The sequence below is a fragment of the Herbaspirillum sp. RV1423 genome (assembly GCF_000577615.1).
GTDB lineage: Bacteria > Pseudomonadota > Gammaproteobacteria > Burkholderiales > Burkholderiaceae_D > Herbaspirillum.
This window is the reverse complement of the sequence record NZ_CBXX010000006.1, coordinates 238,753-264,128: the sequence shown is the minus strand read 5'-3', so window position 1 is coordinate 264,128 and position 25,376 is coordinate 238,753. Positions and strand designations below refer to the sequence as shown.

Here is a 25,376-nt window from a genome sequence, read left to right as displayed (position 1 = left end):
GCGTTCCAATTTGGCGATCACATAGGAGCTGGTTATGTGTTTTCGAACGGACTGGACCTGGGAGTGAAGCTGCAGCATTTTTCGAATGGTGGCATCAAGCAGCCGAACGGAGGGGTGAACTTTGCGGTGGTAAAAGCGGGGTACCACTTCTGATGAGTTTGTGATGTGCGGCTGATTGTTGTCTGCCACAAGAACATGAGTAGAGATGCCGGCCTTGAGCCGGCATTTTTACGCTTGGTGGTTTTATTGTGAAGGGGAGAAAGAAGGTAAATGAAGAGCGCGGTAGGAGATGTGAGTCACTAGTGACCGGTGTTACAGACGCGTTCTGGTGCGCGGAGTAGTCATGGGTGGCTCATGTCATTGAGAGGGGAGTTGATTGGTTATTAAAACGAGCGGAGCTGGCGAAGGAAGTAAATTAAGCGGACAGCAAAAAGCCCCACACCGTAAGGTATGGGGCTTGAGCTTAATTAATAGCCTGACGATGACCTACTTTCACACTGGTTGCAGCACTATCATCGGCGCGAAGTCGTTTCACGGTCCTGTTCGGGATGGGAAGGGGTGGTACCAACTTGCTATAGTCATCAGGCATAACTTGTATTGTTGCTTGGGTCCCGTTGAATCTGGGTTGCCAAACAACGCAATCTGGGAAGAAGTAAATAGTATATTGGGTGTGATGCACAAGGCAAACACTTCAAACTCTAAAGCTATAACAGCTAATGTTATAGGGACAAGCCACACGGGCAATTAGTATCAGTTAGCTTAACGCATTACTGCGCTTCCACACCTGACCTATCAACGTCCTGGTCTCGAACGACCCTTTAGGGGAGTTAAACTCCCGGGAAGTCTCATCTCAAGGCGAGTTTCCCGCTTAGATGCTTTCAGCGGTTATCTCTTCCGAACTTAGCTACTCGGCAATGCCACTGGCGTGACAACCGATACACCAGAGGTTCGTCCACTCCGGTCCTCTCGTACTAGGAGCAGCCCCCTTCAAACTTCCAACGCCCACGGCAGATAGGGACCAAACTGTCTCACGACGTTTTAAACCCAGCTCACGTACCACTTTAAATGGCGAACAGCCATACCCTTGGGACCGGCTACAGCCCCAGGATGTGATGAGCCGACATCGAGGTGCCAAACTCCCCCGTCGATATGAACTCTTGGGAGGAATCAGCCTGTTATCCCCAGAGTACCTTTTATCCGTTGAGCGATGGCCCTTCCATACAGAACCACCGGATCACTATGTCCTACTTTCGTACCTGCTCGACTTGTCAGTCTCGCAGTTAAGCACGCTTATGCCATTGCACTATTAGCACGATGTCCGACCGTACCTAGCGTACCTTCGAACTCCTCCGTTACACTTTGGGAGGAGACCGCCCCAGTCAAACTGCCTACCATGCACTGTCCCCGATCCGGATAACGGACCAAGGTTAGAACCTCAAACAAACCAGGGTGGTATTTCAAGGTTGGCTCCACGAGAACTGGCGTCCCCGCTTCAAAGCCTCCCACCTATCCTACACAGATTGGTTCAAAGTCCAATGCAAAGCTACAGTAAAGGTTCATGGGGTCTTTCCGTCTAGCCGCGGGTAGATTGCATCATCACAAACATTTCAACTTCGCTGAGTCTCGGGAGGAGACAGTGTGGCCATCGTTACGCCATTCGTGCAGGTCGGAACTTACCCGACAAGGAATTTCGCTACCTTAGGACCGTTATAGTTACGGCCGCCGTTTACTGGGACTTCAATCAAGAGCTTGCACCCCATCATTTAATCTTCCAGCACCGGGCAGGCGTCACACCCTATACGTCCACTTTCGTGTTTGCAGAGTGCTGTGTTTTTATTAAACAGTCGCAGCCACCTTTTTATTGCAACCCGTTTGTCCTCCTGGCGCAGGCCAGTCAAACTACTAGGGCGTACCTTATCCCGAAGTTACGGTACAAATTTGCCGAGTTCCTTCTCCCGAGTTCTCTCAAGCGCCTTAGAATACTCATCTCGCCCACCTGTGTCGGTTTGCGGTACGGTCTCGTTAGACTGAAGCTTAGAGGCTTTTCTTGGAACCACTTCCGATTGCTTCGCGAACAAGTTCGCTCGTCCCATACCCTTGAATTACGCTGCCGGATTTGCCTAACAGCCTTCTCTGATACAGGAACCGGGACATCCAACACCCGGACAACCTTCCGCGATCCGTCCCCCCATCGCATCTAACGACGGTGCAGGAATATTAACCTGCTTCCCATCAGCTACGCATCTCTGCCTCGCCTTAGGGGCCGACTCACCCTGCTCCGATGAACGTTGAACAGGAAACCTTGGGCTTACGGCGTGGAGGCTTTTCACCCCCATTATCGCTACTCATGTCAGCATTCGCACTTCTGATACCTCCAGCATCCTTTACAAGACACCTTCGCAGGCTTACAGAACGCTCTCCTACCATATGCTTACGCATATCCGCAGCTTCGGTGACTGGCTTAGCCCCGTTACATCTTCCGCGCAGGACGACTCGATCAGTGAGCTATTACGCTTTCTTTAAAGGATGGCTGCTTCTAAGCCAACCTCCTGACTGTTTTAGCCTTCCCACTTCGTTTTCCACTTAGCCAATCTTTGGGACCTTAGCTGGCGGTCTGGGTTGTTTCCCTCTTGACGCCGGACGTTAGCACCCGACGTCTGTCTCCCAAGCTCGCACTCATCGGTATTCGGAGTTTGCAATGGGTTGGTAAGTCGCGATGACCCCCTAGCCATAACAGTGCTCTACCCCCGATGGTGATACTTGAGGCACTACCTAAATAGTTTTCGGAGAGAACCAGCTATTTCCAAGTTTGTTTAGCCTTTCACCCCTACCCACAGCTCATCCCCTAATTTTTCAACATTAGTGGGTTCGGTCCTCCAGTGCGTGTTACCGCACCTTCAACCTGGCCATGAGTAGATCACTTGGTTTCGGGTCTACACCCAGCGACTGAACGCCCTATTCGGACTCGATTTCTCTACGGCTTCCCTATGCGGTTAACCTTGCCACTGAATGTAAGTCGCTGACCCATTATACAAAAGGTACGCAGTCACCCCTTACGAGGCTCCTACTGTTTGTATGCACACGGTTTCAGGATCTATTTCACTCCCCTTCCGGGGTTCTTTTCGCCTTTCCCTCACGGTACTGGTTCACTATCGGTCGATTACGAGTATTTAGCCTTGGAGGATGGTCCCCCCATGTTCAGACAGGATTTCACGTGTCCCGCCCTACTTGTCGCAAGCCTAGTTCCACACTACTGATTTCGTATAAGGGGCTATCACCCTCTATGGCCGGACTTTCCATTCCGTTCTACTATCAATAATGCTAAATCTTGCAGGCTGGTCCCATTTCGCTCGCCACTACTTTGGGAATCTCGGTTGATTTCTTTTCCTGTAGCTACTTAGATGTTTCAGTTCGCCACGTTCGCCTCACTGACCTATGTATTCAGTCAGTGATACCCTTGCGGGTGGGTTTCCCCATTCGGAAATCTGCGGATCAAAGCGTGTTTGCTCGCTCCCCGCAGCTTATCGCAAGCTACTACGTCCTTCATCGCCTGTAATCGCCAAGGCATCCACCATGTGCACTTATTCACTTGTCCCTATAACGTTAGCCTCTGTTCCCAGAGAACGTCATAGAGCTTTTTGAGTTTAGCGTTTGCCGTATTGCCAAAGTAAGTCTTCTAATTGCTAAGATCACTTCGTAATACTTTGATTGATACAATCACACCCATCAACTTCTCATGCAAGGATCGAAATCCTGGCACTCGTCGTTGACGAATTCTTTACTTCTTCCAGATTGTTAAAGAACAAAAACAGCCATTGATCGTTAAAAGACCAAACCTAAATCTACACGCAGTAACGTGCGACTTAGGTTTGATGTTTCTGGTGGAGGTTGACGGGATCGAACCGACGACCCCCTGCTTGCAAAGCAGGTGCTCTCCCAGCTGAGCTAAACCCCCGAAACTCTTTGGTGGGTCTGGTTGGGCTCGAACCAACGACCCCCGCGTTATCAACACGGTGCTCTAACCAGCTGAGCTACAGACCCGCTTGGATCAGTAATCAGAGCCGGACCGCAGGCTTTGCCCCGCCGCCGCAACCGAATAACTGTTCTTCTTTACTAACAGACGATAAGTGTGGACGCTTAACTTCATGCGCACTCTAGAAAGGAGGTGATCCAGCCGCACCTTCCGATACGGCTACCTTGTTACGACTTCACCCCAGTCACGAACCCTGCCGTGGTAATCGCCCCCCTTGCGGTTAGGCTAACTACTTCTGGCAGAACCCGCTCCCATGGTGTGACGGGCGGTGTGTACAAGACCCGGGAACGTATTCACCGCGACATGCTGATCCGCGATTACTAGCGATTCCAACTTCATGGAGTCGAGTTGCAGACTCCAATCCGGACTACGATACACTTTCTGGGATTAGCTCCCCCTCGCGGGTTGGCGGCCCTCTGTATGTACCATTGTATGACGTGTGAAGCCCTACCCATAAGGGCCATGAGGACTTGACGTCATCCCCACCTTCCTCCGGTTTGTCACCGGCAGTCTCATTAGAGTGCCCTTTCGTAGCAACTAATGACAAGGGTTGCGCTCGTTGCGGGACTTAACCCAACATCTCACGACACGAGCTGACGACAGCCATGCAGCACCTGTGTTACGGTTCTCTTTCGAGCACTCCCAAATCTCTTCAGGATTCCGTACATGTCAAGGGTAGGTAAGGTTTTTCGCGTTGCATCGAATTAATCCACATCATCCACCGCTTGTGCGGGTCCCCGTCAATTCCTTTGAGTTTTAATCTTGCGACCGTACTCCCCAGGCGGTCTACTTCACGCGTTAGCTGCGTTACCAAGTCAATTAAGACCCGACAACTAGTAGACATCGTTTAGGGCGTGGACTACCAGGGTATCTAATCCTGTTTGCTCCCCACGCTTTCGTGCATGAGCGTCAGTGTTATCCCAGGGGGCTGCCTTCGCCATTGGTATTCCTCCACATATCTACGCATTTCACTGCTACACGTGGAATTCTACCCCCCTCTGACACACTCTAGCCGTACAGTCACAAATGCAATTCCCAGGTTAAGCCCGGGGATTTCACATCTGTCTTGTACAACCGCCTGCGCACGCTTTACGCCCAGTAATTCCGATTAACGCTTGCACCCTACGTATTACCGCGGCTGCTGGCACGTAGTTAGCCGGTGCTTATTCTTCAGGTACCGTCATTAGCCCCAGGTATTAACCAGAACCGTTTCTTCCCTGACAAAAGAGCTTTACAACCCGAAGGCCTTCTTCACTCACGCGGCATTGCTGGATCAGGCTTGCGCCCATTGTCCAAAATTCCCCACTGCTGCCTCCCGTAGGAGTCTGGACCGTGTCTCAGTTCCAGTGTGGCTGGTCGTCCTCTCAGACCAGCTACTGATCGTCGCCTTGGTGAGCCTTTACCTCACCAACTAGCTAATCAGATATCGGCCGCTCCACGAGCATGAGGTCTTGCGATCCCCCACTTTCATCCTTAGATCGTATGCGGTATTAGCTAATCTTTCGACTAGTTATCCCCCACTCTAGGGCACGTTCCGATATATTACTCACCCGTTCGCCACTCGCCACCAGGAGCAAGCTCCCGTGCTGCCGTTCGACTTGCATGTGTAAGGCATGCCGCCAGCGTTCAATCTGAGCCAGGATCAAACTCTTCAGTTCAATCTCTGTTTTGCCATTTCTGGCTGGTTCTTTCGAACCGGTCGCTCACTCAAAATACTGACAGATAATTTCTTACCTATATTTCTTTGTGAGCATTTAATATTTAAAGTTTCCAGACCCGAAGGCCTGTCGCACTTCCATTAAACGCCCACGCTTATCGACTGTTAATTTTTAAAGAACCTTGCCTGCTTCGCCGCGTTACTCAGTACCGCTTGCGTCGCTGTCAAATCGTTTTGTTTGTCAGCAGCAGAGAAACGAGATTATGTAGTGTTTTTTAATTCGCGTCAACAACTTTTTTAACGCTTCACTAAAAATTTCCAACCAACTTCTCACTTCTTTTAAAACCTTTTTACTTCCTTTCCCCGCACTCAACTCGCCGCGTCCTGCTCTTTGCTGCGTCGCTGCATCAGCGGGGAGGCGAACTATAGCAAAGCTTTTACCCATACCGCAACCCCCTTTCGCTTAATTATTTAAACTTTTTACCTCAACCACCCCAAAACCCGCTTCAGCTCTCAATTCCCTCCTCTCAAAAAATTACAAATCAAAAAAAAAACCATGCCCATGCCTGTCGGCATGGGCATGGTTTTACTATGCATATCCAGAGAGAAAACCAGTTACTGATTCTTGAAATTCGCAGGGCGTTTTTCCAGGAATGCCCTCATGCCTTCCGTCTGATCTTCCGTGGCGAAGCAACTGTAGAACATGGCGCGTTCGTACTTGATGCCTTCGGACAAGGTGGACTCGTAAGCGCGGTTCACCGAATCCTTGATCATTGCCACCACCGGCTGCGACATCTCGGAAATCATGATCGCCGCCGCCAGGGCCTCATCCATCAACTTGTCGGCGGCAACCACGCGCGACACCAGACCGGCACGCTCAGCTTCCTGCGCATCCATCATGCGTCCCGTCAGGCACAGATCCATGGCCTTGGCCTTGGATACCGCCCGTGGCAGGCGCTGGGTACCGCCTGCGCCGGGGACAATACCGAGCTTGACCTCCGGCTGGCCGAACTTGGCCGTATCGGCGGCAATGATGAAATCGCACATCATCGCCAGTTCGCAGCCGCCGCCCAGCGCATAGCCGGCTACAGCCGCGATGACGGGCTTGCGCACACGGCGAATGGTTTCCCAGTTGCGGGTAATGAATTCACCCTTGAACACGTCCATGTAGTCATAGCCCGCCATGACTGTAATGTCGGCACCGGCAGCGAACGCCTTTTCACTGCCGGTAACAACGATACAGCCGATCCCTTCGTCGGCATCGAAAGCCAGCAAGGCTTGGCCCAACTCGCTCATTAACTGATCGTTCAAGGCATTCAATGCCTTCGGGCGATTCAGGCGGATCACGCCGACCTTACCTTGCGTCTCGGTCAAAATGTTTTCGTAGCTCATCTGGTCTCCTTATATCCTTATATAGAGATGGTGCGGAAGTTGACTGTATCTGCCGCGTCGATTGTAACGCCAATGAAACTTGAGCGAGATCAAAGGCAGCCTTGAATTTGTCTCCATCGGCCCGGGTCAGAGCCTATACTGAAGCATCCCTTCACCACAATAGAGGAGGATCACATGTTCAAGACCATTCTCGTGCCAACAGATGGGTCCGAGCGTTCGGACAAGGCAATCGCCAACGCGATCGACTACGCTCAGCACTGCAAAGCCAAGATCATCGGCATTTCGGTCGCCGAACCGTATCCGTTCTCGCCGCTGGCGGAAAGCTCCATGGCAATCGATCCCGGCATCTATGAGGAAAACGTCCGCACGCTCGCGGAACAACATGTGAAGAAGATCGCCGATGCCGCTCATGCTGCGGGTGTGGAGTGCGAGACGACGACGGTGCTGTCGTTTGCGCCGGATGAAGAGATCATCAATGCGTCCAAGAAGTACGCCTGCGACGTCATCTTCATGGCTTCGCATGGACGTAGCGGGCTCAGCAGACTGTTTCTGGGAAGCAAGACGCAGAAAGTGCTGGCGCACTCCTCCATTCCCGTACTGGTATTGCGCTGACTTACTCTCCTCTCAAATACAAAACCCGGCTTGCCTATATTTAAGGCAAGCCGGGTTTTTCTTCGCACTTTAACAATAAAACTCAGGAATTCGGCAGCAATACCCACATCATGCCGCGCTGTTTCATGGCGCCGGCCTTTTCCCCGGCCTCGTTGCCGAAGCCCCAGAAGTAATCCGCCCGCACCGCACCGCGGATCGCACCGCCCGTATCCTGCGCCAGCACCAGACGCTGCAGCGCGGCGTTGCTATTGGGTTGCGTTGTCGCCAGGAACACAGGCGCGCCCAGTGGGATGTACTGAGGATCGACGGCAATCGACCGCTGGCCGGTCAGCGGCAGCCCCATGGCGCCTTTCGGTCCTTTGGACGGATCAGGGATTTTTTCTTCCTTGAAAAAAATATAGCTCGGATTCACATTCAGCAGCTCGTTCTGGCGCGATGGATTGGCGATGGCCCAAGCCTTAATACCCTGGGCGGACGCCTGCGACAGCGGCATTTCGCCCTTGTCCACCAGATAGCGGCCGATTGATTTGTACGGATAGCCGTTCTGGTCTGCATAGGCCAGGCGCACCGTCTCTTGCGTCTCGTTCAGGATGACGCGACCGGAACCTTGCACCTGCAGAAAGAAGGCTTCGACCGGATCATCCACCCAAACCAGCTCCTTGCCCGTCAGCGCCCCCGATTGCAGCAGTTCCGCGCGCGAGAAATAGGGAACGACCTTGTTGCCGACCACGCGGCCGCGCAACCGCATGTTCTTCAGTTCGGGATAAAGGCTGGCCAGGTCGATCGTCAGCAAATCGTCGGGCGCCTTATATAGAGGTGTCTGGTAAGGACCGCCGCGTTTGCGCGAACCGCGTAGCAAGGGTTCGTAGTAGCCGGTCACCAATCCGGTATCGCTGCCATCCGGGTTGAAAACCTTATACGGCGTAAAACCGGATTCGAAGAAAGCGCGAATTGCGCCATCATCACCGGGATTGACCTGACGCGCCGCAGTGCAGGCATTCTTCCACTCGTTGCGTCGGATCAGCGTCTGACACGATGTTATAAATGCCGGCCAGGCCTCGCCCAATGCATCACGATCCCAACCGGGCATGGCGGCAAACGTGCTTTTTTGCAACGTCTGGACCTGCACCTCCGGTTGCGTCGGCGGTTTCGGTTGCGTCGGCGGGACCGAAGGCGTGGTCGTGCAGGCAGCCAGACAGACGGCGACGATGATGGCTAATGCGGGTAAACTGGAGCGGGTAAATGACATTGAGGAAACGTAAAAATGTGGTGGTTAATACTTGAAGCCGGCGGAGCCTTCTTTATCTTCGTGTTCATTGTCTGGTGGACCATGTTCTCCGGACGCAAGCCGGAGCCACCGCCGCAACAAAAAAAAAAGAACGACAAAAAAGACGGCAACCAGGCTTGATCGCTTGAAGCTTTTTTATCCAAAACATGCCTAATGCAGCGTGCGCGGCAGCGACAGGATGAATTCCGGGATCTTCACGTCGAACTGCTCTCCATCCTCGGCAACGCAGAAATACTCGCCATGCATTGATCCCTGCGGCGTTTGCAACGAGGTGCCGCTGGTGTACTCGAACTGCTCCCCCGGTTGCAGGAACGGCTGATGGCCGACGACGCCCAGGCCGCGCACCTCTTCGGTGTGGTTGTTGGCGTCGGTGATGATCCAATGGCGCGAAATCAGTTGGGCAGGCACCTGGCCGGTATTGACGATAGTGATTGCATAAGCAAACACGTAATGGGAACGCGCCGGATCGGATTGCTCTTCCAGATATTGCGTCTTGACCGTCACCGTAAACTCATACGTCGCCATGCGGATTCCTCGATTTTGTAAAAAGCCTGACCCATTCCACACGAAATCAACCGCAAGTGCAAGGCTTGCAACAAAACCGGGCGCTGCGAACGGGTAAAATAGCGCATCTTTCATTGTTCCATCATCGCTCCATAGCCTGCCTCAGCCATATCGCCATGCCTACTTACCGTATCGCCCCGAGTATCCTGTCCGCCGACTTCGCCCGCCTGGGCGAGGAAGTCCGCCACGTCGTCGCTGCCGGCGCCGACATCATCCACTTCGACGTGATGGACAACCATTATGTTCCCAACCTGACTATCGGGCCGCTGGTCTGCGAGGCAATCCGCCCGCACGTCCAAGTGCCGATCGACGTGCACCTGATGGTCAAGCCGGTGGACCGCATCATTCCCGATTTCGCCAAGGCGGGCGCCAACATCATCACCTTCCATCCGGAAGCGTCGGAACATATCGACCGTTCGCTGCAACTGATCCGCGACAACGGCTGCAAGGCCGGCCTGGTGTTCAACCCCGGTACGCCGCTGCATTACCTCGACCATGTCATGGATAAGCTCGACATCATCCTGATCATGTCCGTCAATCCCGGCTTCGGCGGTCAATCCTTCATTCCGGAAGCATTGAGGAAGATCGCCGCAGTCCGTCGCCGCATCGACGAATCTGGCCGCGACATCATGCTGGAAGTCGACGGCGGCATCAAAATCGACAATATTGCAGCGGCAGCCAAGGCCGGCGCCGACACCTTCGTGGCCGGTTCCGCCATCTTCGGCAAGGCGGACTACAAGGCCGTCATCGACGCCATGCGCAGCGAATTGACCGCATAAAGCAGACAGAAAATCCCATGCTCGACAACATCAAAGCCGCCATCATCGACCTCGACGGCACCATGCTCGACACCGCGCCGGATTTCCACGTCGCCGTCAATCGCATGCGTGCCGACCTGGGCCTGGGGCCGCTGGCGATGCAGACCATCGTCAATTTTGTCGGCAAGGGATCGGAAAACCTGATGCGCCGGGTGCTGGCCGTCGACTACGACGAAGACGGCGTGGAAGAGAATTTCGAACAAGCGCTGGCGTCATATCAGGAACATTACCTGAGCATCAACGGCGATTATTCGACGCTGTATCCGAACGTGATAGAAGGCTTGCAAGCGCTCAAAGCCAAGGGCCTGCGCCTGGCTTGCGTTACCAACAAGCCGATTGCCTTCACCCTGCCGCTGATGGATAAAAAGGGCCTGTACCCCTATTTCGATGTGATTTACGGCGGCGATTCTCTACCGAAAAAGAAACCGGATCCACTGCCTTTGCTGCAAGTCTGCCAGGATTTTGCGCTGCTGCCGGTGCAGGTGGTTGCCATCGGCGATTCGTCCAACGACGCGCAAGCCGCGCGCGCAGCGGGTTGCCGCGTGCTCAACGTGCCGTACGGCTATAACCACGGCGAACCTATACACAATGTCGATTCCGATGGTATAGTTTCAACGCTGCTGGATGCAGCGCATCAGATTTCGTAGTGAAAACTCGCTCAACTGAACACATACGACAAATGTTTCTCAACAAAAAACACAACGCCAACAAATCAGCCGCCCCTGAGGCCTGGCTGTGGCGACGCTGGCAATCCTGGGCTAACTAACCCAAGTCAGCTACTGGCCGCTCCCCTCGACCAGAACGTTTTTTGCAACATTATCCCTGTTTGAACACCGCCAACGTCGGCACGCGCTTGCCGGGACGTCGCAAGTCGTCCTGCAACTCGTTCTACAATAGCGGTCCTGGAGAGAAACAATGACCGAACTCGAATTCAAATCGCTGGCCGCACAAGGCTACAACCGCATTCCGCTGATCGCCGAAGCTTTCGCCGACCTGGAAACCCCGCTGACCCTGTATCTCAAACTGGCGCAAACCCAGAACGCCGGCAAAAACACCTTCCTGCTGGAATCGGTGGTCGGCGGCGAACGCTTCGGCCGATACTCCTTCATCGGCCTGCCGGCAACAACCAGGCTGCGCAGCTTCGGCAACAAGATCGAAGTCCTGAAGAACGACAAGGTGGTCGAATCGCTGGAGGGTAATGCGCTCGAATTCATCGCCGCGTTCCAGTCGCGCTACAAAGTCGCAATCCGTCCCGGCATGCCACGCTTCTGCGGCGGCCTGGCCGGTTACTTCGGCTACGATGCGGTGCGCTATATCGAAAAACGCCTGGCCGGCAGCGCACCGAAAGACGACCTCGGCCTGCCCGACATCCAGTTGCTGGTGACCGAAGAACTGGCCGTCATCGACAATCTCTCCGGCAAGCTTTATCTGATCGTCTACGCCGATCCCTCGCAGCCGGAAGCGTTCAGCAAAGGCCGTCAGCGCCTCAAGGATTTGCGCGCCATGCTGCGCCGCGCCGCCGATGCACCGGTCACGAGCGGCTCGGTGCGCACCGAAACCGTCCGCGAATTCGCCAAGGAAGACTACCTGAAGGCCGTCGCCCGCGCCAAGGAATACGTCATGGCGGGCGACCTGATGCAGGTCCAGATCGGCCAGCGCCTGAAAAAATCCTACGTCGATTCGCCATTGATGCTGTATCGCGCGCTACGCTCGCTGAATCCTTCGCCGTACATGTACTTCTACAATTTCGGCGACATGCAGATCGTCGGCGCCTCGCCGGAAATCCTGGTGCGCAACGAAACCATCGGCGAGACGTCCGATGGCCAGGCACAAAAGAAAGTCACCATCCGTCCGCTCGCCGGCACCCGTCCGCGCGGCTCGACGCCGGAGCGCGACGCCCAACTGGCGACCGAACTGCTGGCCGACCCGAAGGAAATCGCCGAACACGTCATGCTGATCGACCTCGCGCGCAACGATATCGGCCGCATCGCCGTCACCGGCAGCGTCAAGGTGACCGACCAGATGGTCATCGAAAAATATTCCCACGTGCAGCACATCGTCTCCAACGTCGAAGGCCTGCTCAAACCAGGCCTGTCCAATCTGGACGTGTTGAAGGCCACCTTCCCGGCTGGCACACTGTCGGGTGCGCCGAAAGTGCGTGCGATGGAAATCATCGACGAGCTGGAACCGACCAAGCGCGGCATCTACGGCGGCGCCTGCGGCTACCTGTCGTTCGGCGGTGAAATGGACGTGGCGATCGCGATCCGCACTGGCGTCATCAAGGACGGCACGCTGTACGTGCAGGCTGCGGCCGGTATCGTCGCCGACTCGGTGCCGGAACTGGAATGGGAAGAAACCGAAAACAAGGCGCGTGCCGTTCTGCGGGCAGCCGAACAAGTGCAAGACGGACTGGATGGAGAAATCTGAGCGCTGCTTCAAACTCGACTGCCGGAGCACCTCCCCGCTGACGCGACGTGTTGCCGGCCCCTGATCGGGATTTTCGAAAGCCGCCTGATCCGACGCAGCGGCTTACGCTGCTGCGGACGGCGCCAGGTAACGTTCCACCAGACGTGTCCAGTACGCCGCGCCGATGGCGACATTGTCATCGTTGAAATCATAATGGGCGTTGTGCAGCATCGGCTTGCCGGCGCCGTTGCCGACCCGCACGAAACACCCCGGCCGCTGTTGCAGGAAATAGGCGAAGTCTTCGCTGCCGGCAATCGGCCCGAACGGCGCGATCACCTGCTCCGCCCCCACCAGCTCCAGTGCGACCTGCTGCGCAAATTCGGTTTCCGCCTCCGAGTTGACCAGCACCGGGTAACCTTGGATATAGTCGATCTCGGCCGTTGCGCCATAGCTTTCCACATGCGACTGCACCAGCGCGCGAATGCGCTGTTCGAGCAAGGCGCGCACCTCCGGCTTGAACGAACGCACGCTCATCTCCAGCGTGGCGTATTCGGGAATCACATTCGACGCATGCCCGGCATGCAAAGAACCCACCGTCACCACCGCCGCATCCATGGGATCGACATTGCGCGCCACCACCGTCTGCAAGGCCATCACCAGGCTGGCCGCCGCCACCACCGGATCGACCGACAGGTGCGGCCGGGCTGCATGGCTGCCCTTGCCGGTCACCTTGACCTTGACCGTATCGCAGGCCGCCATGAAGGGCCCGGCGCGAAACATGAAGGTGCCGGTGGCGACGCCCGGATGGTTATGCATGCCGAAAATGGCGTCGCAGGGAAAACGCTCGAACAAGCCGTCGGCGATCATCTGTTGAGCGCCGCTGTTGAACCCGGCTTCTTCGGCCGGCTGGAAAATCAGATTGACCACGCCGTCGAAATTGCGCGTGCGCGCCAGTTGCAGCGCTGCGCCCAGCAACATCGCGGTATGCCCGTCGTGGCCGCAGGCGTGCATCTTGCCGTCGTGCGCGCTGGCGTAACTCAGGCCGGTCTGTTCATGGATCGGCAAGGCGTCCATATCGGCGCGCACGCCTATGCTGCGTGTGCTGCCGCCGGAACGCAAGGTCGCCACCAGACCGTTGCCGCCGATATTGCGCGTGACCGTATAGCCCCAGCCTTGCAGACGCTCGGCCACCAGCGCGGCAGTATCGACCTCCTGATACGACAGCTCGGGATGCTGGTGCAGATGACGGCGAATCGCGATCAGTTCTTCCTTGACATCGTCCAGATCGCCGATCCGGCACAGAGCTGTGTTCATCTGTATGACTCCGTAAAAGTGAATTAATACCGCGTTTGCTCAAGCGCAGTGGCGCGGTTGCGCGCCGCCAGCACCTGCGGACCTTGCTCGGCCAGATCCCAGAACAGTCCTGCCATGACTTGCAGCGACTCGCGCGATACGCTGGCAAGTATATGCTCGTTGGGTGCATGCTGTGAGCAGGCTGGATAAGAGTGCGGCACCCACAAGGTCGGCAGACCAAGCACATCGGCGAATACATCATTGGGCAAGGAGCCGCCCAGGTTGGGCAGCAAGGTCGGCCGCTTGCCGCTGGTCTGCTGCATCGACGCCAACCCCCAGCGCACCCAGTCGTCGTCGGGATTGAGCCGGGTGGCGTTGAATTGCACGCCTGACAGACTCACTTCGACATCGGTGTAACCATGCGCATTCAGGTGCGCGCGGATATTGGCGATGAAATTTTTGTCGTCGCTGCCGACCACGAAACGGATCTGGCAATGCGCCGATGCCTGCCCCGGAATCGCGTTGACCGGCGCTTCCGGATTGCCGGTCTTGAAGGCCAGCACTTCCAGCGTATTCCAGCCGAACACGCGCTCGGCCGGAGTCATGCCTGGCTCGCCCCAGTTGACATCGATTTCCGGATCGGTGGGGCCGCCGCCCACCTGGACGTCGGCCAGCGCATTGCGCACGCTCTGCGGCAACGACGACGGCAACAGACTGGGCACCCGGATGCGGCCCTTGCCATCGACCAGGCAAGCGATTGCATTGGCCAGGCGCACGCCGGGATTGCGCAGCAGGCCGCCCCAGTTGCCGGAATGATGGCCGCCGTCGCGCAGATTGACGCGCAGGTCGAAATTGCAGCCGCCGCGCGATCCCAGGAACATGGTCGGCGTGGGCGCGTTCACGCGCGGGCCGTCGGAACCGATGAACAGATCCGACTTGAGTTTTTGCTTGTGCAGCGCAGCCACTTCCTTCAATCCCGGCGAGCCGGTTTCCTCGCCCATTTCAAGAATCACCTTGACGTTGTAGCCGAGCTTGCCGTTGCGTTGCTGCATCACTTGCGCCAGCGCGGCGAAGTTGATGGTGTGCTGGCCTTTGTTGTCGGCAGTGCCCCGGCCGTACCAGCGATCGCCTTCCACCACGATTTCCCACGGATTGAGGCCGGCGCGCCATTGCTTGTCGTAACCGCGCACGACATCGCCGTGGCCATAGGTCAGCACTGTGAGAGCGGCTCCCGCTTCACTGCGCTCGGCCAGCAAGAACGGACTGCCGCCGGCGATGGGATTGTCCACCACCTCGCAGCTAAAACCCATGCCTTGCAGCTCGGGAATGATTTCCTGATTCAGGTAATCGTACAGAATCGGCCGGCTGGCGGCCTCCTGGCTTTCCGTGCGTATCGCCACGCGCCGTTGCATGGCCGCCATGAAACTGCCATCGTCGAAATAGGCGCCCGCCTGCGCGATGGCTTGTGCTCTGCTCATGTTGCTGCTCCTCGATTTATCAGAGTGTTACTAAGTAAGAAATTCATGGTGCGAACGTGGATGCTCCTGCCGCCGCGGCATGCAGGCTCGCGTCGAAACGAAGCCGGTAATGCGCGTCATCCGGCCACGGCAAGCTCCGGTATGCCCAGACCGGGTTCAGGCGTGAGCGCCGAGGCCAGCAACATGCGCGTATAGGGATGGCCGGCCTGCGTAAAGATCTTTTCGCGCGACTCCAGCTCGACGATGCTGCCCTTGTGCATGACGGCCACACGATCAACCAGATGTTCGACCACGCCGAGGTCGTGGCTGATGAACAGATAAGTCAGGCCGAATTCGGCTTTCAGATCCAGCAGCAGGTTCAATATCTGAGCCTGCACCGAGACGTCAAGCGCCGACGTCGGCTCGTCGCAGATCAGGATGTCCGGCTGCAGGATCAGTCCGCGCGCAATCGCCACGCGCTGGCGCTGACCGCCCGAAAGCTGATTCGGATACTGGCCATGGGTACGCTCGGGCATGCCGACCAGGTCCAGCATGCGCCGCACTTCCTGATGCTGTTCTGCGCGGGTGCCAATGCCGTGCAGCCTGAGCGGCAGGCCGACGATGTCGGCCACTGTCTTGCGCGGGTTGAGCGAAGAATAAGGGTCTTGAAAGATCGGCTGGATATGGCGCGCATTGGCCTTGCGCCGGGTCGGATCGACTTCCCGTCCATTGATGAGAACGTTGCCCGCGCTGGGCGCCAGCAAACCCAGCAACATCTTGGCCAGCGTACTCTTGCCGCAACCGGATTCACCCACCAGCCCCAGTGTTTCACCGCGATACAGCCGCAATGAGACGTCGTTGACGGCGCGGATTTCACCGGCTGGCTGGAACATGCCGCGCTTCAGCGCATAGACCTTGCTCAGCGCGCACAATTCGAGAGCGATATCGTTGCCGGAGACTTCTCCGGGGTTGTTCATGTGATCATTCATGCCGCCACCTCATGCAGCCGGCCTGCGTCGAGCACGCCTGGTTCCAGCTTGTGACAACGCGCCCAGTGGCGTTGGTCGCCATCGATATCGACCAGCGGCGGATCGTTTTCGCAGACGGCGTCTGCCAATGTGCAGCGGTTGCGAAAGGCACAGCCGGCGACATTGCCGATCAGGCTCGGCACCACTCCCGGTATGGCTTGCAGATGGCTGCCCGGCAGCGTCTTGCCGCGTACCGGAATACACGACAGCAGACCACGCGTATAGGGATGCCGGGGCGCGGCGAACAGGCTTGCCGCGTCGCAGGTTTCGACCACCTGGCCGGCATACATCACGGCCACGCGGTCGGCGATGCGCGACACCACGCCCAGATCATGGGTGATGAACACCACCGCGGTACCGAACTCGCGCTGCAACTCGCGGATCATGCGCAGGATTTGCGCCTGGATCGTGACGTCGAGCGCAGTGGTTGGTTCATCGGCGATGATCAGGTCAGGACTGCACATGAGCGACATGGCGATCATCACGCGTTGGCGCAGGCCGCCGGACAACTGGTGCGGATACTGGCGCAGGCGGTCTTCAGCATTGCTGATGCCGGTGCGGTGCAACAGATAGATGGCGCGTTCACGCGCTTCGGCGCGGGTCACGCCTGTCTCTTCCAGCATCGCTTCGCATAACTGATTGCCCAGCGTATAGGACGGATTGAGCGAAGTCATCGGCTCTTGAAAAATCATGGACATGCGCCGGCCACGCAATTGATTGCGCTGTTTTTCCGGCAAAGCCAGCAGATCGGCGCCGTCGAAACGCATCTGGTCGGCAGTGCAGATCGCTTTGCGCGGCAACAGGCCCATCAGCGCCAGCGAGGTCATCGACTTGCCGCAACCGGATTCGCCGACCAGGCACAGCATCTCGCCGCGCCTGACCTGGAAATCGATGCCGCGCACGGCATGCAGCATGCCGTTGTCGGTGGGCAGGTCCACGCGCAGATTTTTCACGTCGAGCAGGACACTCATTGATTGCGCACTCCCGGTTGAAATTGCAGTGTTCATGGCGGCTCCGCTATCAGTTGCGACCGTCAGGCGCGTTGACGTCGCGCAGGCCGTCGCCGACCAGATTGATGGCCAGCACCAATGACGCCAGAGCGACGCCCGGAATGACGATGACCCACGGCTTGAAGAACATGTAGGACTTGCCTTCCGACACCATCAGGCCCCAGGACGGCGTCGGCGGCTGCACGCCCAGGCCGAGAAAGGACAAGGTCGCTTCGAGCAGAATCGCATGCGCCATTTCCAGGGTGATCACGACAATCAGCGCGCTCATGATGTTGGGCAGAATTTCGCGCACCAGAATATAGGGAGTGGAAGCGCCGACGGCCTTGGCGGCAGCGATGAATTCGGCGTCGCGCAACTGCTGGGTGGCCGAGCGCGTGACCACGGCAAAGCGGTCCCACAGCAACAGCCCGAGCAAGATGATCACCACCTTGAGCGAACCGCCGACCAGCGACGCCATCGCCAGCGCCACCAGCACCACCGGCATCGACAGCCGGGTAGTGATCAGATAGCTGATGAAAGCGTCCACGCGCCCGCCGAAGTAACCGGCCAGCACCCCCAGCGTAGTACCGATCAGGCCGGAGATCAGCGCCGCCGCGCAACCGATGATGAGCGACACGCGCGCGCCGAAAATCAGGCGGCTGAGGTAATCGCGCCCGAGCTTGTCGGTGCCCAGAACATGCTCCCAACTGCCGGCGCTGTTCCACACCGGCGGAATCAGCCGTTGCGACACATCCTGATTGAACGGATCGTGGGGCGCCAGCAAGGGCGCGAAAATCGCCGCCAACACGATCACCGCCAGCATCGCCGCCCCCAGCACCAGGCCGCGGTGGCCGAGCAGGCGCCTGAGTTTGCGGCGCCACGGCGGCAACGGTTTGAGGGCACTGTGCAAGGCGGCGACCGGCGGCAGAACAGAAGTGGAAGTGGTGCTCATGGCGGCTCCTAACGGGTACGGATGCGTGGATCAAGCATGGCGTTGATCACATCGGCAAGAAAAGTCAGGCCGATATAGAACATGGCGATGATCAACACCACCGCCTGCACCACCGGATAATCGTTGCGCGAGATTGCGTCCCAGGCCAGTTGGCCCAGGCCCTGCATTGAATAGACCGACTCGATCACCACCGATCCGCCCAGCATGAAGCCCAGCTCTACTGCCGCCAGCGCCACCACCGGAATGATCGCGTTGCGCAACGCATGCTTGAAAATCACCTTGCCCTTGCCCAGTCCCTTGGCGCGCGCCGTGCGGATGTAATCCGAACCGAGCACTTCGAGCATGCCGGCGCGGGTCAGCCGCATCATCGCCGGCATCGCGTAGTAACCGAGAGCCACCGCGGGCAGCACGAAGTTTTGCCATTCTTCATTACCGGATACCGGCAACCAGTGCAAGGTGACCGCAAAAATAAGGATCAGCGTCAGGCCAAACCAGAAGCTCGGCATGGCCTGCCCGACCACGGCAATCACCAGCGCCATCCGGTCCAGCCAGGTGTCGCGATAAATCGCCGCCAGCACGCCCAGCGGAATCGCCACCACCACCGCCAGCAGCAGGGCGATGCCACCCAGCTTGAGAGTGATGGGCAAACGTTCTGCCACCATGTCCATGACTTGCGCCTGGAAGTAGAACGACTTGCCGAAATCCAGATGCAGGGCGTTACCCAGCCATTCCAGGTATTGCGTGCTCATGGGCCGGTCCAGACCGAATTGCACGCGGATCGCCTCCACTTGCGCGCCGGTGGCCTCCGGCCCGGCAATCGCCGTGGCCAGGTCGCCCGACATGTGCAGCAGCGAAAAACTGACCACCGATACCGTCACGGCGACGCACAAGGCGATCAGCAGACGACGCAGGATATAGATCAACATGGCGGCGATCCTTGGTGACGATGATGACGATTATTTCCAGCTAGCTTCGTAGAAGCGCGGCAGTTCGTCCGGATAACCCTGGAACTTGAGCTGCGAGTTGTAGGCATAGAAAGTCGAATAAGAGAACAACGGCGCCATGAACGCCTGCTTGGAAATCGACTCCAGCGCCTTGCTGTAGTTGGCCTTGCGCGTCGCCGGATCGGTCGAGGTGTCGGCAATTTCCAGCCACTGACGCAACTGCGGATCCTTGGTAATGTCATCGCTGCCGCCCTTGAACCAGACTCCCAGGAAAGCCGAAGCGTCATTCATGGAAAACGAACCCCACGCCTGGAAAGTCAGCGGCGTCTTGCCGGCGCGGTATTCGGCTTGCAACGCCGCGAACTTCATGTAATGCAGACGCGCACGGATGCCGATCTTGTGCAGGTCGCCGATGATGGCCTCAGCCACTTCACGCTCGCGGTAGGCGTAAATCTCGGTATCAAAGCCGTTCGGGAAACCGGCCGCTGCCAGCAGTTCCTTGGCCTTGGCCGGGTTGTAATCGTATTTGATTGCCACCTTGGGATCGCAGCCGAACTGGGCCCGGAAGCACGCCGCATACACCGGCTGACTGCCGCCGCGCATCAGGTTCTCGGCAATTCCCTTGCGGTTGATCGCCATGTTGATGGCCTGGCGTACGCGCAGATCCTTGAATGGCGAATTGGGAGCAGACGAACCCTGAGCATCAATGGTGACGAAACCGACGCGCATGGTTTCACCGCTTTGCACGCTGATCTTGGGCGTGCTCTTGAGCGACTCGGCCTGGTCGGCCGGCACCCGCCAGATCCAGTCGATGGCGCCGGTCATGAGTTGCGCCGCACGGGTTTCCGGATCGGGAATCACGACAAACTTGATGTTGCCTATCTTGGGCTGCCCCTGTGGACTGTCCTTGAAATAGCCGGTGTTCTTGACCAGAGTGACGCCCTGGCCTGGCGTGACGCTGGTCACCTTATAAGGACCGGTGCCGACTGGCGCCTTGCTGAAACCTTCCAGGCCGACTTTCTTGAAGTAAGCGCCGGGATAGATGGGCAGCGGCCCGGCCAGATATTCCAGCGCCGCCGGGAACGGGCGCTTGAGGTTGATCCGCACTTTGTAGTCGCCGATCTTTTCAGCATCCTTGATCCAGTCGGTGTTCTGCCGTGTGACCGCCTTCGATTCGTTGGACACCACATAGTTGAAGGTGAACGCCACGTCGTCGGCAGTGAACTTGTCGCCATTCTGGAACTGCACGCCCTGACGCAACTCAAGCACCAGCGCGGTGGGCGACTCCCATTTCCAGGAAGTAGCCAGTTGCGGTTTGTATTCGCCGCTCTTGGGATCGCGATAGACCAGCGTATCCCAGATCAGATGCGCCAGGATCACACCCTCGCGCAGATTGTTGTGATACTGGCTGATGTTTTCCACTTCGCTGTCGGAGGCGTACACCAGCGTGTCGTTGGCTTTGTTGGCCAGCGCAGACATCGACGCTGTGGCCCCCGCCGCCAGCAATGCACATCGCGCCCATGCAGCCATGCTTTTGCTTATTGCTTTCATGCCTAAGCTTCCTTCGAAGAAAATAGTTTGAGAAAAACCAGGACGTCGAAAGCAGTCTAGGTCACAATATGGCGATGCAACAATTAGAGAATTACTATGTCTGCGTTGCCGAAATGAGAAACCGACGCCGGATTGACTGATCGCCGATACCATCTTCATAGAGAGGCTCATGATGAAATCGCAATATCTGCAAGACACCGCGCTGCGCTATTTCCTGGAGGTGGTGCGTTGCGGTTCGATCAGCGAGGCGTCGCAACGGCTCAATGTTGCCAGTTCGGCCATTAGCCGCCAGATCAGCAGCCTTGAAGAAATGCTCGACACGGTCTTGTTCGAGCGGCGCCCGCGCGGCATGGTGTTGAGCGCCGGCGGCGAAATGCTGGCCGCGCACGCCCAGAAGGTGGCGCTCGAGGCCGACCGTGTGGTGGCCGACCTGCTGGCGCTTAAGGGCTTGCGCAGCGGCCGAATCCGGGTGGCGTCGTCGGAGGGTTTCGGCATCGACTTTCTGCCGCGCCTGATCCGTTCGTTCCAGCAAAAGTATCCGGCGATCCTGTTTCAGGTCTATGTCGGTCCGCCGGCACTGGTCTCGCGCCAGGTCCGCGAGGGCAATGCCGACCTCGGCGTAACCTTCAACCGCCAGCCCGAACCGGATATCAAGATCGTCCACCAGCAACTGGCGCCGGTGCTGCTGGTGATGCGGGCGGATCATCCACTGAGTCGTTTCAAGCAGGTCACGCTGGCGCAACTGCGGCCTTATCCGCTGGCGCTGCCGGACCCGCATACCACGCTGCGGCAATTGTTCGACCTGGCTTGCAGCCGCCAACAACTGGTGTTCGAGCCGGTGCTCACCAGCAATTACATCCAGACCCTGCACAACTATCTGCTCGAAGGCGATGCCCTCTCGATCACCGGCGAAATCACCGTGCGCTATCGCATCGGCACCGGCCAACTGGTGACGCGGCCGATCCGCGATCGCGCGCTGGACGGCCGCTATGCCGAGGTGCAGACGCTGGCCGGCCGTACCCTGCCGCGTATCGTCGAAATTTTCCTGGAATACCTGCTGGCGGAATTGAACAAGGAATCCACTCCGGCCTGAGCACGGTCGCCTGCGCTCCGCCAGTAGTCATTACAGGTGCAACTGGGTGGTGGACAACACCTGTTTGATCACCATGAAAGTGCGTATCTGGCGCACCCCCGGCAGGTACAGCAATTGTTCCGCATGCAGCTTGTTGAAGCTGTCATTGTCCTTGGTGCGCACCAGCATGAAGTAATCGAACTCGCCCGTGACCACATGGCACTCCAGGCAGCCATGAACTTTTTGCGCCGCCTTTTCAAAGGCCATGAACGACTCCGGCGTGGAGCGATCCAGCACCACTCCTATCATCACCAGCGTGCCCGCATCGAGCGCGCGCGGGTTGAGCAACGCCACTATCCCCTTGATCAGTCCCAGTTCCTTGAGCCGCTCCACGCGCCGCAGGCAGGCCGGCGCGCTGAGGTTGACCTTGACTGCCAGCGCCACGTTGGAAATCGATGCGTCGCGCTGCAACTGCTTGAGGATGGCGCGATCGGTGCGGTCGAGAATATCGCTGAACGATTCGGCGGCGACATTCTTTTCACGTAATTTTGTTGCTCTCATATTCAATATCTCACAATAAATAATTCCATCTATTCATTTTCCTGATTTTCTGCATTGAATAATAGTCGAATTTCACAACCATGATGCGCGCATTAATTTTTAGAATGAAGCTCAGCGCGATCGACATCGAGAGCGACATCGAAAGCCCGCCATGCCATCTTTCTTCCAAAGCCTGGATGCCTGGATACCCATTCTGACCTTAGGAGCTTCACCCATGAATCTGAAAAAATTTTCCCGTTACCCTCTGACCTTCGGACCGACGCCGATCCAACCGCTCAAACGCCTGAGCGCCCACCTGGGCGGCAAGGTGGATCTGTACGCCAAACGCGAAGACTGCAACAGCGGCCTGGCCTTCGGCGGAAACAAGACGCGCAAGCTGGAATACCTGATCCCGGAGGCGCTCGAAGGCGGCTACGATACGCTGGTGTCGATTGGCGGCATCCAATCCAACCAGACCCGCCAAGTGGCGGCGGTAGCTGCCCACCTCGGTCTGAAATGCGTGCTGGTGCAAGAGAACTGGGTCAACTACTCGGATGCCGTCTATGACCGCGTCGGCAATATCGAAATGTCGCGCATCATGGGCGCCGACGTGCGTCTGGACGCATCGGGTTTCGACATCGGCATTCGCAAGAGCTGGGAAGACGCCATGGAAAGCGTGCGCCGCGCCGGCGGCAAACCGTTTCCGATCCCGGCCGGCTGCTCCGAACATCCCAAGGGAGGTCTCGGCTTCGTGGCGTTCGCCGAAGAAGTGCGCCAGCAGGAAGCAGAACTCGGCTTCAAGTTCGACTATATCGTCACCTGCGCCGTCACAGGCAGCACCCAGGCTGGCATGGTAGTAGGCTTTGCCGCCGATGGCCGCGCCGACCGCGTGATCGGCATCGATGCCTCGGCCAAGCCGCAGCAGACCTTCGATCAGATCCTGCGCATCGCAAAAAATACCGCCGCCCTGGTGGAACTGAACCGCGACATTACCGAAAAGGACGTAGTGCTGGATACCCGTTTCGGCGGTCCGGAATACGGCTTGCCCAACGACGGCACGCTCGAGGCAATCCGCCTGTGTGCGCGTACCGAAGGCATGCTGACCGACCCGGTGTACGAAGGCAAGTCGATGCACGGCATGATAGAGAAAGTCCGTCTGGGTGAATTCCCGGCCGGCTCCAAAGTGCTCTACGCCCATCTTGGCGGCGCCCCGGCGCTCAATGCCTACAGCTTCATCTTCCGCAACGGCTGAGACGCCGCTGCTTGATTCTTCATCGCGTTCCGTACTGCTTCTGCATTCCCGCGCCATCGGCGGTAGTTATTGCCGATGGCATGCCGCTTGCCTCGTTCTTCTATCAGTTGGTTACCGGGAGACTCGTCATGAAGTCAGCTTTGCATTGCGTCAGTCCTGCCATCGCCTTATTGCAAGAACTCGAAACGATACTCAGAGATCCGCTACTCGGACCGCATGCAGCAATGCAGGTCGCCGCCGCGATCGACAAGGTAGTGCAGGCGCACCGGCACGGAAATGCCGGCATCGTCGATAAGGATGCATATATCAGTCTGTGGGCCTGCATGCCCGACGATCGCACCAATCAGCAAGCCTTGATTTCATTGGCTTCAATCTGAAAATTGCACCTGCCAGGCAACCGCGCCGCCCCCTTAAGGCACGCGCCGCCAGCGAGCCGGCCGAAGCGATTCCAGTCCGTAACAATGACTGTAGATCGGTCGGAGGTGAATGCATCCGGCACATCGCATATTGCGCCCATCCACGAATAGCCTCGGCCATCTATGCGCTCAGGGCGATCCAGATTGACCTCGCGCCGGCCGCAGCCGGAATCGGTGCGTCGCGTGCGTACGGCAAACCTGCCCTCCTCTTCAATTTCTGCTATGCCGCGATCTCGGTTATACTTTTTCAAGTATCCGAGCACTTTAGGTCTCCCTTCAAATCGATGAAAACATCCTGCCACTTTGCCGTCAATAAACAGCCTGCCGCCTCGCCGGCTCGATGGCGTTCCTGACATTGGTACTGCTAGGCGGCTTCGCCGCCACGTTTCGCGTGTGCATTCCGATTGTTCTTGAGCAGTCCGATAGGTTCTTGTCCCTGCGACAAAAAACCGGACAAGCTACCGGGCAAGAAATTGCCCAAGAACATTAAAAATTCAGCAAAATCAAAGGGTTACTATAAATATGCTCCTCATGATCGACAACTACGATTCTTTCACCTATAACCTGGTGCAATATTTCGGCGAGCTTGGCGAAGAAGTGCTGACCATCCGCAACGATGAGATCACGCTCGACGACATCGAAAAACTGAATCCGGCACGCATCTGCCTGTCGCCCGGCCCGTGCAGCCCGAAAGAGGCTGGCATCTGCATTGACCTGCTCAAGCGTTTCTCCGGCAAACTGCCCATCCTCGGCGTCTGCCTCGGCCACCAGGCCATCGGCGAAGCCTTCGGCGGCAAGATCGTGCGCGCCAAACAGGTCATGCACGGCAAGACATCCAAGATCGCCCATACCGGCGTCGGCGTCTTCAAGAATATTCCCAGCCCCTACACCGTGATCCGCTACCACTCGCTGGCCATCGAACGCGCTTCGCTGCCCGATTGCCTCGAAGTCACCGCCTGGACCGATGATGGCGAAATCATGGGCGTGCGCCACAAGGAGTTCGACTTGCAGGGTGTGCAGTTCCACCCCGAGTCGATCCTGTCGGAACACGGCCATGCCTTGCTGAAGAACTTCCTGACCGGCACCGCGCACTCATGAGCGCCGACGGTTCG

At 57.4% G+C, this 25,376-nt stretch carries 22 protein-coding genes, 2 tRNA genes and 3 rRNA genes; 10 read left to right on the top strand and 17 right to left on the bottom strand.

From position 1 onward, the window contains the following. Nucleotides 1-153, top strand: a 153-nt coding sequence (locus tag RV1423_RS29005; RefSeq protein WP_034295652.1) for an acyloxyacyl hydrolase, incomplete at its 5' end; no start/stop codon positions are given. A gap of 320 nt (nt 154-473) precedes the next feature. Here RV1423_RS29005 and rrf read toward each other — a convergent pair. The 7 genes from rrf to RV1423_RS09260 form a co-directional block, all read right to left on the bottom strand. Next, nucleotides 474-586 (bottom strand): 5S ribosomal RNA (gene rrf / locus RV1423_RS09285). A 137-nt stretch (nt 587-723) separates the two neighbouring features. Further along, nucleotides 724-3,595: ribosomal RNA gene (locus RV1423_RS09280) — 23S ribosomal RNA — on the bottom strand. Between the two features lie 284 nt (nt 3,596-3,879). Further along, nucleotides 3,880-3,955: transfer RNA gene (locus RV1423_RS09275), tRNA-Ala, on the bottom strand. 9 nt (nt 3,956-3,964) lie between these two features. Beyond that, nucleotides 3,965-4,041 (bottom strand) — tRNA-Ile (locus tag RV1423_RS09270). Nucleotides 4,042-4,158: 117 nt separating this feature from the next. Continuing rightward, nucleotides 4,159-5,691 (bottom strand): 16S ribosomal RNA (locus tag RV1423_RS09265). The 16S, 23S and 5S rRNA genes sit together here with 2 tRNA genes alongside, the layout of an rRNA operon. A gap of 240 nt (nt 5,692-5,931) precedes the next feature. After that, the gene (locus RV1423_RS29765) at nt 5,932-6,135 is read right to left on the bottom strand and encodes a hypothetical protein (protein ID WP_155835058.1); all 204 of its coding nucleotides are present in this window, start codon (nt 6,133-6,135) and stop codon (nt 5,932-5,934) included. Between the two features lie 170 nt (nt 6,136-6,305). After that, on the bottom strand, nt 6,306-7,082 hold the full coding sequence (locus RV1423_RS09260) for an enoyl-CoA hydratase (protein WP_034295650.1): 777 nt from the start codon (nt 7,080-7,082) through the stop codon (nt 6,306-6,308). A 174-nt stretch (nt 7,083-7,256) separates the two neighbouring features. On the opposite strand from RV1423_RS09260, the gene RV1423_RS09255 reads away from it, so the two are divergent. Next, nucleotides 7,257-7,694: a universal stress protein gene (locus RV1423_RS09255; protein ID WP_034295648.1), complete on the top strand. Its 438-nt coding sequence runs from the start codon at nt 7,257-7,259 to the stop codon at nt 7,692-7,694. A gap of 82 nt (nt 7,695-7,776) precedes the next feature. Here RV1423_RS09255 and RV1423_RS09250 read toward each other — a convergent pair whose 3' ends face one another. Further along, complete coding sequence (locus RV1423_RS09250) at nt 7,777-8,943, bottom strand: murein transglycosylase A (RefSeq protein WP_034295645.1); 1,167 nt, start codon at nt 8,941-8,943, stop codon at nt 7,777-7,779. A gap of 15 nt (nt 8,944-8,958) precedes the next feature. On the opposite strand from RV1423_RS09250, the gene RV1423_RS30360 reads away from it, so the two are divergent. Continuing rightward, entirely contained in the window at nt 8,959-9,102 is a 144-nt protein-coding gene (locus RV1423_RS30360) for a hypothetical protein (protein ID WP_197034906.1), read from the top strand. Nucleotides 9,103-9,132: 30 nt separating this feature from the next. Here the strand turns inward: RV1423_RS30360 and apaG are convergent, their stop codons facing one another. Next, nucleotides 9,133-9,507 (bottom strand): Co2+/Mg2+ efflux protein ApaG, encoded by a 375-nt coding sequence (apaG, locus tag RV1423_RS09245; RefSeq protein WP_034295642.1) that lies wholly within the window; start codon nt 9,505-9,507, stop codon nt 9,133-9,135. Between the two features lie 155 nt (nt 9,508-9,662). Between apaG and rpe the strand changes: the two genes are divergently transcribed. From rpe to trpE, 3 genes are all read left to right on the top strand, one after another. Next, the gene (gene rpe, locus RV1423_RS09240; protein WP_034295639.1) at nt 9,663-10,325 is read left to right on the top strand and encodes a ribulose-phosphate 3-epimerase; all 663 of its coding nucleotides are present in this window, start codon (nt 9,663-9,665) and stop codon (nt 10,323-10,325) included. A gap of 17 nt (nt 10,326-10,342) precedes the next feature. Further along, the gene (locus tag RV1423_RS09235; protein ID WP_034295637.1) at nt 10,343-11,011 is read left to right on the top strand and encodes a phosphoglycolate phosphatase; all 669 of its coding nucleotides are present in this window, start codon (nt 10,343-10,345) and stop codon (nt 11,009-11,011) included. A gap of 268 nt (nt 11,012-11,279) precedes the next feature. Continuing rightward, nucleotides 11,280-12,791, top strand: coding sequence for an anthranilate synthase component I (trpE, locus tag RV1423_RS09230; protein WP_034295635.1), 1,512 nt, complete (start codon nt 11,280-11,282; stop codon nt 12,789-12,791). 102 nt (nt 12,792-12,893) lie between these two features. Here trpE and RV1423_RS09225 read toward each other — a convergent pair whose 3' ends face one another. From RV1423_RS09225 to RV1423_RS09195, 7 genes are all read right to left on the bottom strand, one after another. Continuing rightward, complete coding sequence (locus tag RV1423_RS09225) at nt 12,894-14,084, bottom strand: M20 aminoacylase family protein (RefSeq protein WP_034295633.1); 1,191 nt, start codon at nt 14,082-14,084, stop codon at nt 12,894-12,896. A gap of 23 nt (nt 14,085-14,107) precedes the next feature. Next, entirely contained in the window at nt 14,108-15,541 is a 1,434-nt protein-coding gene (locus RV1423_RS09220; RefSeq protein WP_034295632.1) for a M20 family metallopeptidase, read from the bottom strand. A gap of 116 nt (nt 15,542-15,657) precedes the next feature. Next, complete coding sequence (locus tag RV1423_RS09215) at nt 15,658-16,497, bottom strand: ATP-binding cassette domain-containing protein (protein WP_034295631.1); 840 nt, start codon at nt 16,495-16,497, stop codon at nt 15,658-15,660. 8 nt (nt 16,498-16,505) lie between these two features. After that, nucleotides 16,506-17,519: an ABC transporter ATP-binding protein gene (locus RV1423_RS09210; protein WP_034295630.1), complete on the bottom strand. Its 1,014-nt coding sequence runs from the start codon at nt 17,517-17,519 to the stop codon at nt 16,506-16,508. A gap of 49 nt (nt 17,520-17,568) precedes the next feature. Further along, nucleotides 17,569-18,489: an ABC transporter permease gene (locus tag RV1423_RS09205; protein WP_034295628.1), complete on the bottom strand. Its 921-nt coding sequence runs from the start codon at nt 18,487-18,489 to the stop codon at nt 17,569-17,571. Nucleotides 18,490-18,497: 8 nt separating this feature from the next. Next, on the bottom strand, nt 18,498-19,415 hold the full coding sequence (locus tag RV1423_RS09200) for an ABC transporter permease (protein WP_034295626.1): 918 nt from the start codon (nt 19,413-19,415) through the stop codon (nt 18,498-18,500). 30 nt (nt 19,416-19,445) lie between these two features. After that, nucleotides 19,446-20,984: an ABC transporter substrate-binding protein gene (locus RV1423_RS09195; RefSeq protein ID WP_034295624.1), complete on the bottom strand. Its 1,539-nt coding sequence runs from the start codon at nt 20,982-20,984 to the stop codon at nt 19,446-19,448. Nucleotides 20,985-21,156: 172 nt separating this feature from the next. Here RV1423_RS09195 and RV1423_RS09190 point away from each other — a divergent pair, with 172 nt between their 5' ends. Continuing rightward, nucleotides 21,157-22,077 (top strand): LysR family transcriptional regulator, encoded by a 921-nt coding sequence (locus RV1423_RS09190; protein WP_034295706.1) that lies wholly within the window; start codon nt 21,157-21,159, stop codon nt 22,075-22,077. A 30-nt stretch (nt 22,078-22,107) separates the two neighbouring features. On the opposite strand, the gene RV1423_RS09185 is transcribed toward RV1423_RS09190, so the two are convergent. Further along, a complete protein-coding gene (locus RV1423_RS09185) occupies nt 22,108-22,617 on the bottom strand; it encodes an Lrp/AsnC family transcriptional regulator (protein ID WP_034295622.1) in 510 nt (169 codons plus the stop codon). 214 nt (nt 22,618-22,831) lie between these two features. Between RV1423_RS09185 and RV1423_RS09180 the strand changes: the two genes are divergently transcribed. From RV1423_RS09180 to RV1423_RS09170, 3 genes are all read left to right on the top strand, one after another. Continuing rightward, nucleotides 22,832-23,848, top strand: coding sequence for a 1-aminocyclopropane-1-carboxylate deaminase (locus RV1423_RS09180; protein WP_034295620.1), 1,017 nt, complete (start codon nt 22,832-22,834; stop codon nt 23,846-23,848). A gap of 128 nt (nt 23,849-23,976) precedes the next feature. Continuing rightward, nucleotides 23,977-24,225: a hypothetical protein gene (locus RV1423_RS09175; protein ID WP_155835057.1), complete on the top strand. Its 249-nt coding sequence runs from the start codon at nt 23,977-23,979 to the stop codon at nt 24,223-24,225. A 561-nt stretch (nt 24,226-24,786) separates the two neighbouring features. After that, nucleotides 24,787-25,362, top strand: coding sequence for an aminodeoxychorismate/anthranilate synthase component II (locus RV1423_RS09170; RefSeq protein WP_034295617.1), 576 nt, complete (start codon nt 24,787-24,789; stop codon nt 25,360-25,362). Nucleotides 25,363-25,376: the final 14 nt, after the last annotated feature.

What these genes read in the sequence shown, in the direction of transcription:
- RV1423_RS29765 (WP_155835058.1), bottom strand. Translation starts at nt 6,135, where the DNA reads ATGGGTAAAAGCTTTGCTATAGTTCGCCTCCCCGCTGATGCAGCGACG.
- RV1423_RS09260 (WP_034295650.1), bottom strand. Translation starts at nt 7,082, where the DNA reads ATGAGCTACGAAAACATTTTGACCGAGACGCAAGGTAAGGTCGGCGTG.
- RV1423_RS09255 (WP_034295648.1), top strand. Translation starts at nt 7,257, where the DNA reads ATGTTCAAGACCATTCTCGTGCCAACAGATGGGTCCGAGCGTTCGGAC.
- RV1423_RS09250 (WP_034295645.1), bottom strand. Translation starts at nt 8,943, where the DNA reads ATGTCATTTACCCGCTCCAGTTTACCCGCATTAGCCATCATCGTCGCC.
- RV1423_RS30360 (WP_197034906.1), top strand. Translation starts at nt 8,959, where the DNA reads ATGTGGTGGTTAATACTTGAAGCCGGCGGAGCCTTCTTTATCTTCGTG.
- apaG (WP_034295642.1), bottom strand. Translation starts at nt 9,507, where the DNA reads ATGGCGACGTATGAGTTTACGGTGACGGTCAAGACGCAATATCTGGAA.
- rpe (WP_034295639.1), top strand. Translation starts at nt 9,663, where the DNA reads ATGCCTACTTACCGTATCGCCCCGAGTATCCTGTCCGCCGACTTCGCC.
- RV1423_RS09235 (WP_034295637.1), top strand. Translation starts at nt 10,343, where the DNA reads ATGCTCGACAACATCAAAGCCGCCATCATCGACCTCGACGGCACCATG.
- trpE (WP_034295635.1), top strand. Translation starts at nt 11,280, where the DNA reads ATGACCGAACTCGAATTCAAATCGCTGGCCGCACAAGGCTACAACCGC.
- RV1423_RS09225 (WP_034295633.1), bottom strand. Translation starts at nt 14,084, where the DNA reads ATGAACACAGCTCTGTGCCGGATCGGCGATCTGGACGATGTCAAGGAA.
- RV1423_RS09220 (WP_034295632.1), bottom strand. Translation starts at nt 15,541, where the DNA reads ATGAGCAGAGCACAAGCCATCGCGCAGGCGGGCGCCTATTTCGACGAT.
- RV1423_RS09215 (WP_034295631.1), bottom strand. Translation starts at nt 16,497, where the DNA reads ATGAACAACCCCGGAGAAGTCTCCGGCAACGATATCGCTCTCGAATTG.
- RV1423_RS09210 (WP_034295630.1), bottom strand. Translation starts at nt 17,519, where the DNA reads ATGAGTGTCCTGCTCGACGTGAAAAATCTGCGCGTGGACCTGCCCACC.
- RV1423_RS09205 (WP_034295628.1), bottom strand. Translation starts at nt 18,489, where the DNA reads ATGAGCACCACTTCCACTTCTGTTCTGCCGCCGGTCGCCGCCTTGCAC.
- RV1423_RS09200 (WP_034295626.1), bottom strand. Translation starts at nt 19,415, where the DNA reads ATGTTGATCTATATCCTGCGTCGTCTGCTGATCGCCTTGTGCGTCGCC.
- RV1423_RS09195 (WP_034295624.1), bottom strand. Translation starts at nt 20,984, where the DNA reads ATGAAAGCAATAAGCAAAAGCATGGCTGCATGGGCGCGATGTGCATTG.
- RV1423_RS09190 (WP_034295706.1), top strand. Translation starts at nt 21,157, where the DNA reads ATGAAATCGCAATATCTGCAAGACACCGCGCTGCGCTATTTCCTGGAG.
- RV1423_RS09185 (WP_034295622.1), bottom strand. Translation starts at nt 22,617, where the DNA reads ATGAGAGCAACAAAATTACGTGAAAAGAATGTCGCCGCCGAATCGTTC.
- RV1423_RS09180 (WP_034295620.1), top strand. Translation starts at nt 22,832, where the DNA reads ATGAATCTGAAAAAATTTTCCCGTTACCCTCTGACCTTCGGACCGACG.
- RV1423_RS09175 (WP_155835057.1), top strand. Translation starts at nt 23,977, where the DNA reads ATGAAGTCAGCTTTGCATTGCGTCAGTCCTGCCATCGCCTTATTGCAA.
- RV1423_RS09170 (WP_034295617.1), top strand. Translation starts at nt 24,787, where the DNA reads ATGCTCCTCATGATCGACAACTACGATTCTTTCACCTATAACCTGGTG.